This window comes from Paraburkholderia acidisoli (assembly GCF_009789675.1).
GTDB lineage: Bacteria > Pseudomonadota > Gammaproteobacteria > Burkholderiales > Burkholderiaceae > Paraburkholderia > Paraburkholderia acidisoli.
On record NZ_CP046917.1, the window covers coordinates 132,792 to 144,311 of the forward strand.

8 protein-coding genes and 2 pseudogenes are annotated in these 11,520 nt (G+C 62.1%); 4 read left to right on the forward strand and 6 right to left on the reverse strand.

The features are described 5' to 3' along the window. Positions 1–765: 765 nt before the first annotated feature. The 6 genes and pseudogenes from FAZ98_RS35045 to FAZ98_RS35070 form a co-directional block, all read right to left on the reverse strand. Entirely contained in the window at positions 766–969 is a 204-nt protein-coding gene (locus FAZ98_RS35045; RefSeq protein WP_158958979.1) for a cold-shock protein, read from the reverse strand. 491 nt (positions 970–1,460) lie between these two features. Then, positions 1,461–2,795 carry a cytochrome c gene (locus FAZ98_RS35050; RefSeq protein WP_158958981.1) on the reverse strand — a complete coding sequence of 445 codons (1,335 nt, stop codon included), beginning with the start codon at positions 2,793–2,795 and terminating at the stop codon, positions 1,461–1,463. A 4-nt stretch (positions 2,796–2,799) separates the two neighbouring features. Then, complete coding sequence (locus FAZ98_RS35055; protein ID WP_158958983.1) at positions 2,800–3,291, reverse strand: hypothetical protein; 492 nt, start codon at positions 3,289–3,291, stop codon at positions 2,800–2,802. Positions 3,292–3,293: 2 nt separating this feature from the next. Beyond that, positions 3,294–5,900 (reverse strand): cytochrome c oxidase subunit I, encoded by a 2,607-nt coding sequence (ctaD, locus tag FAZ98_RS35060; RefSeq protein WP_158958985.1) that lies wholly within the window; start codon positions 5,898–5,900, stop codon positions 3,294–3,296. 11 nt (positions 5,901–5,911) lie between these two features. After that, positions 5,912–6,910 (reverse strand): annotated as a pseudogene (gene coxB, locus FAZ98_RS35065) (cytochrome c oxidase subunit II); the annotation flags it as partial. Further along, positions 6,894–7,351 (reverse strand): annotated as a pseudogene (locus tag FAZ98_RS35070) (GMC oxidoreductase); the annotation flags it as partial. The pseudogenes FAZ98_RS35070 and coxB, both read right to left, overlap by 17 nt. A 23-nt stretch (positions 7,352–7,374) precedes the next feature. Here FAZ98_RS35070 and FAZ98_RS35075 point away from each other — a divergent pair. The 4 genes from FAZ98_RS35075 to FAZ98_RS35090 all read left to right on the forward strand — a co-directional run bounded on the left by FAZ98_RS35075 (position 7,375) and on the right by FAZ98_RS35090 (position 11,482). Then, a complete protein-coding gene (locus FAZ98_RS35075; RefSeq protein ID WP_158958989.1) occupies positions 7,375–7,596 on the forward strand; it encodes a hypothetical protein in 222 nt (73 codons plus the stop codon). Between the two features lie 179 nt (positions 7,597–7,775). Continuing rightward, a complete protein-coding gene (locus FAZ98_RS35080) occupies positions 7,776–8,771 on the forward strand; it encodes an SDR family oxidoreductase (protein ID WP_158958991.1) in 996 nt (331 codons plus the stop codon). A 23-nt stretch (positions 8,772–8,794) separates the two neighbouring features. Further along, a complete protein-coding gene (locus FAZ98_RS35085) occupies positions 8,795–10,585 on the forward strand; it encodes a glycoside hydrolase family 15 protein (protein ID WP_267904877.1) in 1,791 nt (596 codons plus the stop codon). A 183-nt stretch (positions 10,586–10,768) separates the two neighbouring features. Next, positions 10,769–11,482 carry a DUF4396 domain-containing protein gene (locus tag FAZ98_RS35090; protein WP_158958995.1) on the forward strand — a complete coding sequence of 238 codons (714 nt, stop codon included), beginning with the start codon at positions 10,769–10,771 and terminating at the stop codon, positions 11,480–11,482. Positions 11,483–11,520 lie beyond the last annotated feature (38 nt).

Sequence of the window (11,520 nt, forward strand, 5' to 3'; positions counted from 1 at the left end):
CGACGCTGCTGGGGGCAGTGACGAGTCAGATTGCGTTTTCCCATTTGGCACCAACGCTCGTCAATAATTTCAGGATTTCGATATTTGTAAAATATAATATTTAGATCTTTCGAGTGGAGCGATGAAAGTCAGAAGCGAAAACATACGGTATCGAAATTCCCAGAAGCGCGCCAAAAATTTTGGTTAAAATACCATAGTCAAACCCTGATGTATGAATCAAAATTTCGCTGATATTTATAAAGGACCATAAAGACATATCGGAGTACCCGCAACAGAAGATTTCTTCATTTAGCAAAACTGATACCCGATCACACGCAAAGAGGGGAATCTTTCGGCGCTACGAAGAACTTGGGAAGGGGTTGCCACACGAGCCTGAAGAATAAAATCAAACTATCTCGACCACCTTTCGCAGCGCATGTGCGCCTTTGCGCGCTGTTGGACAAACGGGAGCATCGATGTGCGGGCACACTTTGGGTGTTCCGGCGTCGCGCTGGTACGTCTATGCAATCGCCCGGTTGTGCACCTGGACCTCTTCCGGTTCGGCGATGTCGCAGGGACTTGCCAACGTTATCTTTGGCTTGAGCCGTCATACGCCAACTCACCACTATCATCTGGTGACGGTGCCCGAGAAGCGCGGCGGCGATAGGGATCTCGTGCGCTTACGACGCCTATCGCTAACTAACAACCTCGTGAAGGGAGTCGCGGGAAGGGCGCCGCGCACTCCCTGCTGTGCTGTGCCGAACGAGCGGCGCAAGTCTGTCGCTGTTACACCGGCTGGATGTTCGAAGCCTGCCTGCCCTTTGGTCCTTGTTTCACATCAAAAGTGACTTTCTGTCCTTCCTGAAGCGATTTGAATCCACTTCCTTGCACTTCAGAGAAGTGGGCGAAGAGGTCCTCGCCACCATCGTCCGGGGTAATAAAACCAAAACCCTTCGCGTCATTGAACCATTTTACAGTCCCTGTTGCCATTCTCTCAAAGCTCCTGAAGTTAGGGGGTGCCTGGCGCGCTTCTCGCCAATGCCAATAAATGCTACATCGAAGAATCTATCGAAAACGCGTGTCATAGGCAACCTTTGGGCCTCGAACGCTCGGGCACGCCTGCACGTCGATTGCGCGAGAACACAGTAGACGTCGGGACAGCTGGCTCGATTTCAGGTTCTCTCGCCCAGGCGTCCAGATGCTCTCCCATGTGAGCCTTTTAAGTCTCGACGAACAGTTGGAGTCGCCTCCGGGAACTGGCGCGACGCGTATCGACCCGATAGGGGCGTTCGCCTTGAACGTTGCGCATCAACTGCTTCCTCCACAACGGACGGTGGCGGTGGGCCACGCTTGCTGCCGGAACGAATACGCGTCTCGCGGTGTGTCTGCGCGTTGGGTCATGCCGATTGGGCGCGATTTCGCTCAAGGTTGATTTATGCCCAGCCCAGGAGTGATGCCACGTTGTGCTGTTTGCCGATGACTTATTTATGAATCGCCGCCCGCAGTTGCCGGACGTCGCGATCAGAAAGCGGCGTCGCGTGGTTCCCCCACGTATTCCGGATGAAACTCACCACTTCAGCCATCTCAGTCGTGGTGAGTTGACCGGCGAACGCGGGCATCTTCTGCGTTTGTGCATTGTCGTTCATTTTCGGACTTTCGCTGCCTTCCACCACGATCCGGATGACCGAGGTCGGATCGCTGGATATCACGAGCGGGTTGCCCGCGAGCGCCGGCGCTTTATCGGGCTGGCCTGTCCCGTCCGCACGATGACAGCGCGCGCAATACGACAGATAGATCCCCGCGCCTGGACGCTCCAGTTCAGCGCTCTCCACCGCCCGTGCAGTTAACATCCGTGCGTCCAGGTTGTTGTCGAAGGTGCCGCTCACGTCCCGCGGGGGCAGCGACTTCAGAAACACCGCGATCGCATGCAGGTCGTCATCGCCCAGATACTGCGTGCTGTCGCCCACCACTGGTGCCATCGCCCCGAAGGCAGTCGCCCGCGCGCCGTGCCCGTCGCGCAAAAACGCCGCGATGTCATCTTGTGACCAGCGACCCAGGCCGCTGCCGGGATCGCTGGTCAGGTTCGGCGCGAACCAGTTGTCGTTGAGACCGCCGCTCAGGTAATGAGCGCTTTCGAACTTGTAACCCAACTCGTTGTAAGCAGGTCCGCGCGGCGTATGGCATGCGCCGCAATGTCCGAGCCCCTCGACCAGATACGCGCCGCGATTCCACTCGGCACTGTGGTGCGGATCGGGCACATACCGCTCGTCATTGCCGAAGAGACGGCTCCAGAAAAACATCGCCCAGCGCTGGTTGAATGGAAACGGCAACCGTGTCTCGGGCGTGCGGTTTCTCGACGGTTTCACCCCATGCATAAAGTACGCGTACAGCGCGGTCAGGTCGCCGTCGTTCAGCTTCGCGAACGACGGATACGGCATTGCCGGGTAAAGCCGCGTGCCGTCCGGCCTCTTACCCGAACGCAGCACATCAGCGAACTGGCGCAGCGAATAGCTACCTATGCCGAAGGTGCGATCAGGTGTGATGTTGCCCGCGTAAATCGGGCCGAACGGCGAATTGACCGGCATGCCGCCTGCAAAGGGCGTGTGGTCGGCAGCATCGTGACACGCGGCGCAATCGCCTGCTTTCGCGAGATACTCACCACGCGCGATTAACGAGGGAGCGCTCGCGAGTGCCGAATCAGCATGGACGCCGGTGGGAATTTCCGAGCCGCTTTCTCTCTGGCAACCGGACAGCAGTCCGGCTGCACAGACCATGAGAAGCAACGGGAGCGCGAACGGCGGCTTTATTTTTTTCATCGCGTCAGTACCATTTGCCGCACGGTCCGACCAGCCAGGGCGCGACCCACACGAAAATGACGCCGACCAGGAATCCCGTGCCGACCATCGCGCTGCATAGCGCGATGAAGCGTACCCGGCTCAAATCGTCGCCGCGCAGCTGCCTCGGCGTGCGTAGTGCTTCGTGACGATGCGCGGACGCCTGCGTGTGTGCGTCGGGCTCGTGCGCGATGCGTCTTGCCAGTATCAGTCCATACCAGGCCAAGCCCGCGCACGACGCGGCCAGCAGTAGCGCGACGACCGGGATCACGAAGATCCACGTGTCGAAGCCGCTCCATAGCGGCGCCGCACGCGGCGCACTGATGCCGTAGCAGGCGCTTGCCGACAGGGTTTCGGAAACGATCACCTGCAGCAGCCAGATCCCCGGGGAGCCGAACAACCCGGCGATTGCACAGGCAGCCAATAGCCTGCGCGGCGGGGACGCCGGCTGCGTCGTGGCAGGGCCCGATGCACGCATGGCTAGCGCCCCCTCAGGATGAATGGCGACAGATACAGCGTGGAAAAGATGAATAGCCACACCACGTCAACGAAATGCCAGTACAAACCGCCGATCGTGATCGGAGCGGTGCGTTTCGGGTCCAGATAACCGAGCGCGATCCATAGCGACATTACCGCCAGTACGATCAGTCCGACCACCACGTGCGCCATGTGAAAGCCGGTGATCGTGAAGTACAGCGAGCCATACAGATGTGCGGTCATCCCGTACGGATGATCTTTCCATTCCTTTACCTGGATCAGCAGAAATACGATGCCGAGCGCGATCGCCGTCAGCATCAAGGCAATCGAGCTGCGCTTGCGGCCTTTCCTGAGGACGCGCTCTGCGAGCCAGACGAACACGCTGCTGGCCAGGAGAAACGCGGTGTTGAGCGCACCGATGCCGACCTTGGGCATGCCTTCGGGTGGCCATGCGAGGCTCGTCTGCGACTCGGAATACAGGTACGTGAAGATCAGGTAGCCGAACAGACAGGCTTCGGTCGCGACCAACGTCAGTACACCCCACCAGCCACCCGAGTGCTCACCCGCGCTACCGACCGGCAACGTCGCGTCAAGGTCCTGCGTGGCGCGGTCGGCTCGCGCGCCTGGTGGCGGCGGTTCGCGCTGGGCGAGCGCACGTTGCGGCCACAGCCACGCGAGCATCGCCGTTCCACAGGCGATGCTCATGACCACGGCGAAACTCGCGCTGTGCAGCAGAAGCGCGACGAAGAACAGGGCGCTGAACACACCGAGAAGGAACGGTGCGTAGCTGTCCCCCGGCATCTTCAGGATCACGTCCGCGTTGCCGCCAAGTGGCGAGATGCCGAGTGTTTCGCGGCCGCAATGCAGCAGATAGCCGCGCGCGAGGCTTGAGCGTTCTGCGCCCTCGTCGAGCTCCATGCGGTTTTCCCACAACGGATGGCGCGAAGCAATCATCGGCAGCACCGCGAAGTTGTACGGCGGCGGCGGGGAGGGCACCGACCATTCAAGACTGGACGCGTCCCACGGGTTTGCACCGGCGCGTACGCCGCGTTTGGCCGAGACCAGTGCGTTGGCGATGAACATCAGCACGCCGATCCCGAACACGAAAGAGCCGATGGTGGTCAGCATGTTGCTCAGGTCCCAGCCCATCCCGTCGGGATAGGTATAGACGCGCCGGGGCATGCCGAGCAGTCCGGAGATGTGCATCGGAAAGAAGCCGAGATTGAAGCCGATCAGCACGACCCAGAAGGTCAGCTTGCCAAAGCGTTCGTTCATCAGCCGCCCAGTGAACTTCGGAAACCAGTAGGCGATGCCGCCCAGCACCGGGAACACATTGATGCCGAGCAGCACGTAATGCAGATGCGCAACCACGAAATACGTGTCGTTGAGTTGCCAGTCGAGTGGCACTGCGGCGGTCATCACGCCCGACACGCCGCCTATCACGAACATCAGCACGAAGCCAGCAAAGTAGAGGAACGGCGTCCTGAACACCGGACGGCCGAGCCAGATCGTCGCGATCCAGGCGAACACGGCGACCGCGCTCGGCACCGAAATCAGCATGCTGGCCGCGCCGAAAATTGCCAGCGCGAGCGGCGGCAGACCGGTCGCAAACATGTGATGTATCCACACCTCAAAGCCGACCAGCATCGTCGCCACGGTCGACACGGCAACCGCCGCGTACGCGACGAGCGGTCTGCGGCAGAAGGTGGGCAGCGCGTCCGACACAATGCCCATCGCCGGCAGCACCACCACGTAGACCCACGGATGCGCGAACATCCAGAAAAGATGTTGCCAAAGTAGCGGCCGGCCGTCGCTGGCGACGTCGAAGAAATGGGTACCGACATTGCGGTCCATCCACAGCAGGAAGAAAGCGAGGCTCACCGCCGGTACCGCGAACAGGTTCGCAAACGAAGCGGTCAGCGTGCCCCACACGATGATCGGCAAACGGTCGATCGACATACCGTCCGCCCGCATCCTGGACAGCGTGACGACGAAGTTTGCCGCGCCGACGGTCGTCGAGATGCCGAGCAGCACCATGCCAAGCGCGTACACGTCGATGTTCGGGCCGCGGTTGTAGTCGAGTGACGCCAGCGGTACGTAGTTGAACCACCCGGCGTTCGGTGCTTCGCCGAGCGGGAAGCTCGCATACAGAAACACGCCAGCGAACAGGAAGACCCAGTAGGACAGCGCATTCAGACGGGGAAACGCCATGTCGCGCGAGCCGAGCATCAGTGGCCACAGGTAGTTCGAAAAGCCGCTCAGCACGGGCAGCGCATACAGGAAAATCATCGTCACGCCGTGCATCGTGAACAGCTGGTTGTACTGATCCGGCGTGAGCAAAGTCTCGTTGGGCCGCGCGAGCTGCAGACGCATCACCAATGCCTCGATGCCACCGAGCAGCAGGAACACGAACGCGGTGACGATGTAGCGCAAGCCAATCTGCTTGTGATCGACCGTCGAAAGCCAGCCGCGCCATCCGGGTTCGGTCTCCCAGAGATCGTGCAGACGCCGTTCTTGCTCGGAACCCGGGGTCACTTCGCCGATCTCCGGCTCGCGGCGAAAGGCCACCTGTCTGATTGCGGCAAGGTCCTCGCTTCCTGTGGTGGACATGGTGGGTTCCATCAGTTGAGTGTCGCGAGGTAAGCGGCCAGGTCGCGACCGTCGGCCGGACTCAGCGCGATGTCGGGCATCAGCGCTTGCGGTTTGATTTCCTGCGCATGTGCGATCCAGTCCATCACGTTGTGTGGACTGTTCGGCAGCGCGCCCGCGGCGATCAGGCGGCGGCTAAGCAGATGCGTGAGGTCGGGCGCCTGCACGCCGGTCGCGTCGCTGCCGCGCACCGTGTGGCAGCCGGCGCAGCGGTCCAGGAAGACGCGCTCGCCGCGAATTGCATCGGTGCTCGTTGGCGCAGCTGCGGCGCGCGCCTGCGCGTCGAACCACATCTGGTAGTCCTGCTGGCTTTCGGCGATCACCTCGAACGCCATGTGCGCGTGCTGCGCGCCGCAGTATTGAGTGCACTGGCCGCGATAGACGCCTGGATGGTCTGCCTGAATCCACTGCCGGTTGATCTGGCCGGGAATGTTCTGCGTCTTGCCGGCCAGTGCCGGTACCCAGAACGCGTGAATTACGTCCGCGCTTTTCAGATTGACCTGCACCGGCTCCCCCACCGGGATGTGGATCTCGTTTGCGGTCGTGAAGTGTTGCGGACCGTTCGCGTCGTAATCGACCTTCCACCACCAGTCGTACGTGGTGACCGTGATCGTGAGCGTTGGTTCACGCGACGGCGAAGCCACCGACGCGAGCACCCACAGCATGTAGACCAGCGCGGCGAGCAGAAGCGCAGTCGAAATTAACGTGCCGATCAGCACTGCGCGGCCGCCACCACGCCCGGTGATCGCTTCGCCTCCTGCAGCGGCCTGTACTGCCGACGGGCGGCGGCGGAACACCGCGATCAGCAGCAGCGCCGCGATAACCACGCACACGCCGACGCACAACGCGGTCAGCGCCCAGCCCAAGATCAGCACGGGCCGCGACGCAGGACCGGCGCTGTGCAGGATGTATGCGAGAGGAGTGGACTGCAGGCTCACATGTCCCTCGCCGGGTTCACAGCTCGCAGTGAGCCGCGAGCGTCTTGATCCGGTCGGCGGTGCGCAGCGAGATCGCCTGGATCGTCAGCGAGGGGTTCGCGTCGTCCACGGTCGGAACCACCGAACCATCGCAGGTCCACCCGTTGCAGATGTCCCAGCTGCGGCAGTCGGCGTTGACGACGCTTGTGGCCGGATCGTCGCCCATGCGCGCGGTGCCGTTCAGGTGACAGGTGTCGTCGGTCTCGCGCCAGATGTCCTTGCCGCCCGCAGCCCCGAGCGCGCGTTCCATGAAGTCGAGCGAGTGATCGATCAGGCGCCGGTCGTTGTCGCACCACGAGTAGGTGACGCGTGCGACCGGCAGGCCGTACTGGTCTTTCTCGTCGGCGAGCGTCACGCGGTTCTTCTCGTGGGCCGCATCTCGCCAACGCCCTCCAAGGCCCCCTGACGGTTGTCGGCCCGCATCTCCGTGGAGAGACCCCCACGTGTGAAGGCACTCAATGATGAAATTGCCGGCAGTCTGTGCCATTGAGTTCTCCGTCGGTCGCCAGGTGAGGGCCGAGAACAGGCGCAAGCTGCATACCGATGTTTTTCATTTCGTAATGTCGAGCTGGGTGCCCAGTTTTGGGGCCTCCGTTCGTGAACATTCAGCCCGCGCGCCGGTCGCGGATGAAGCCCTCGCGCCGCTGTCGCACCCGGGCATCCTGTCGACGCGCGCCTGAAAATATTACGTCACATCGTGACATTTTGCATGACTCTCGCCGTGCCGTCGCGTCCAGCGAAAGTCACTTTGGCTCCCTCTGGTTCCTGCTCCCGGCCCCGGATATTTCTGGGCCTGGTGGCCGCAAGGCGGCATGTGTCTTGCGACATCTGCTGGCGACACAAGCCTGTGGAACCTGTCATGCCAGACATTGCTGTCATCACCGGAGCGAGCGCGGGCGTCGGCCGCGCCACCGCCGAAGAATTCGCGCGGCACGGTTACGATATCGCGCTGCTTGCACGCGACGCGGAACGGCTCGAACGTGCGGCGCGCGATATCACCGTGCGCTACGGCGTGCGGGCGGTCGCGCTTGTCACCGACGTGGCGTCGGCGGAGCAGGTCCATGCGGCCGCCGAAGCGGTCGAGCAACGGCTCGGACCAATCAACGTCTGGGTCAACGTTGCGATGGCGACGGTGTTTTCGCCGGTGTCCGCGCTTACCCCAGCCGAAGTGGAACGCGGCACGCAGGTTACCTATCTCGGACAGGTCTACGGGATGATGGCCGCCCTCGCGCGAATGCGGCCCCGGAATCGCGGCACGATTGTCAACGTCGGCTCGGCGCTCGCCTACCGCTCGGTGCCGTTGCAATCGGTCTACTGCGGCGCGAAATTCGCCATTCGCGGCTTTACCGACTCACTGCGTTCGGAAATCATCCACGATGCTCTGGACATCCATCTCACGATGGTCGACCTGCCAGCCGTCAACACGCCGCAGTTCGACTGGGCGCTGAACAAGACCGGCAGAAAGGCCCAACCTGTGGCGCCCATTTTTCAACCGGAGGTGGCCGCGCGGGCGATTTTCTTTGCTGCAACTCATCGGCGCCGCCAGGTATGGGTCGGCTTCCCGACGGTCAAGGCTATTCTCGCCAACCGCATTGCCCCCAGTCTGATCGATCGCTACCTGGCGCGCGCTGGATATAGTGGTCAGCTGACCGACGAAGCGGCTCCTGCCGACGCTCCGTCGAACCTGTTCCAGCCGGTGCCAGGCGACTACGGTTCGCATGGACGCTTCGACGCACACTCCCGCGCAGCCAGCTGGGAGATGTTCACCGACCGGCATCGAAACGCGTTCTGGGCAGCTGCCGGCATCGGATTGCTGGCGGGCGCCGCGCTGCTGATGCGAAAACTGCGCCCCTGATTCGACCCACACGACATTCCGGACTGAATCCGAACATGAGCCGCCCGCTTGAAGACTATGGCCTGATCGGCGATGGGCAGAGCGCCGCATTAGTGAGCAGCGATGCATCGATCGACTGGCTTTGCTGGCCACGCTTCGATGATGATGCATGTTTTGCTGCCTTGCTCGGCCGGAAAGAACACGGGTACTGGTCGATCATGCCGGTCGCGGAGCCGGGCGAACTCAATCGCCGCTATTGCGACGACACGCTTGTGCTTGAAACCGACTTTCACACGCAGGGCGGCGCAGCACGCGTCATCGATTTCATGCCGTTGCGCGTGTATTTTCCGTCGCTCGTCCGGATCGTGGTCGGACTGCGCGGCACTGTCGCGATGCGATCGACGCTGCGGCTGCGCTTCGACTATGGCTCGATGCCACCGTGGCTCAGCAGCGAAGCGGGCGGTGTCGTCGCGCGCGTGGGACCCGATCTCGTCGCGATACGTGCGCCGATGCAGCAAATCATTCGCGACGATGCGATCGAAGCGCAATTCGACATCGGTGCTGGCGAACGGCTCGCGTTCGTGATGAGTTACGGTCCGTCTCACCTGCCGCCACCCGAACCGGTCGATGCCGAAGCGGCCCTGAACGCGACCGTGCGGTTCTGGCGCGACTGGATCGGTCGCTTCGACGACAGCAGGACTGCGTGGCCGAATGAGGTGCGTCGTTCGCTGTTGACGCTCAAGGCGCTGTGCCACGGACCCAGCGGCGGACTGATCGCAGCGCCCGCCACCTCGCTTCCCGAGGTGCCAGGTGGCGACATGAACTGGGATTATCGCTATTGCTGGCTGCGGGATGCGAGTTTCGCGCTCGGCGCACTGCTCAGAGCGGGCTTTCACGAAGAAGCGCTTGGCTGGCGCGACTGGCTGCTGCGCGCGATTGCCGGTTCGCCCGAACACGCGCGGATCATGTATCGCGTCGACGGATCGCGGCACGTCGAGGAACGCGTCATCGGGTCGTTGCCGGGCTACCGGAGTGCGAAGCCGGTGCGGGTGGGCAATGCGGCATCGACCCAGCGTCAGATCGATGCGCTCGGCGAGGTCATCCAGTGCCTTGCGCTCGCGCGGCGCGGTGGCATTCCGCCGTCGCAGCGCGAAGCCGAAGTCGCGACGCGCATCGTCCTGCATCTCGAGAAGACCTGGCAGACCGAAGGGTCGGGAGTCTGGGAATCGCGCGGGGCGCCACGCCAATACACGTATTCGAAGGTGATGGTCTGGGCGGCGCTAAACAGCTTCATTGCCACCGTGGCCGACGCTGCCACGCTGGACGCGGCGACCTGTGCACGCCTGATGGCGCTGCGGAATGCAGTCCGGCAGGAGGTGTTATGTGACGGCTGGAGCGACGGCCTCGGTTCGTTCGTACAGACCTATGGTGGTCAGGCAATTGATGCGAGTCTGTTGCGACTGCCTGCGGTCGGGTTCATCGCCGCGACGGAACCCAGAATGGCGAGCACGATCGCCCGCGTCGAGCGGGAGCTTTCCGAAGGCGGTCTGATCCGCCGGCTCAAGGCGCCTGTCGATGGGCCTGCCGAAGGTAGCTTTCTCGCCTGCTCGTGCTGGCTCGCGGACTGTATGAGCATGCAGGGGCGTCACGACGAAGCGCACGCGCAGCTCGAGCGCGTGCTGGCGGTGCGCAACGACCTTGGATTGCTGGCAGAAGAATACAACGTGCCCGGCCGCCATCTTTCCGGCAACTTCCCGCAGGCGCTTTCGCATCTGGCTCTGGTCGACACTGCCTTGCGCCTCGCCGGGGCCGCGGTCGAAAAGCAAGGTGGCTGAACCAGATTCGACTGCAGCGATACCGGCAAGACTGGGGCTCGGGCTGTGCAGGCCGACGCTGCAAAAAAGGGTGGTTAAAGCCTTGCCGTGTCGGGTAGACATCGCGTGCAGGCGGCGCGACGTACAGGCAGTTGACGATGGCATAGCAATGGCGGCGACATATAAAGAGAGATGAACCCGACAATGACCTACGGTACCTTTCCGCCCTGGCTCCACGTCGTGTCGACTGCATCGATTGTGCTGGCGCTTGTCTGCGCCGCGATCATCGTAATCGACGAGGTCCGCTATCCACAAAAGATGTGGGTGATGAATGCCGTCTGGCCGCTCACCGCGCTGTTCGGCTCGCTATTATGGCTCGCCGCATATTACCTCTGGGGCCGCAATGTTCCAGACAGCGAAGTGGCGAACGTTGAGCAGCCTTTCGCCGCCGCGGTGATGAAGGGAACAAGCCATTGCGGTGCCGGTTGTGCACTTGCCGATATCGTCGTCGAGTGGGCTGCCTTCGTCTTCCCGGCAATCGCCGTCTGGTTCGGGTGGCACGGCTTTTTTGCGGAAAAGACCTTCGCCGTCTGGATTCCGGATTTCCTTGTCGCTTTCCTTTTCGGCATCCTGTTCCAGTACGGCAGCATCAAGCCGATGCGTGATCTGTCGCCACTCCAGGCGCTGCGCGCTGCGATCAAGGCCGATATCGCATCGATTACGGCATGGCAGCTTGGCATGTACGGACTGATGGCCGCGATCCAGTTTCTCTGGTTCAGGCGTGTGTACGGCGGGATTGCCAGCGTGGCCAGTCCGGAATTCTGGTTTGCGATGCAGATTGCGATGATGGCCGGGTTTGCAACCAGCTATCCGGTGAACTGGTGGCTGGTACGTCTCGGAGTCAAAGAGGAAATGTGAGCAACCGGTCACCAATGGTGCCGCGCAACCCGGCGTGG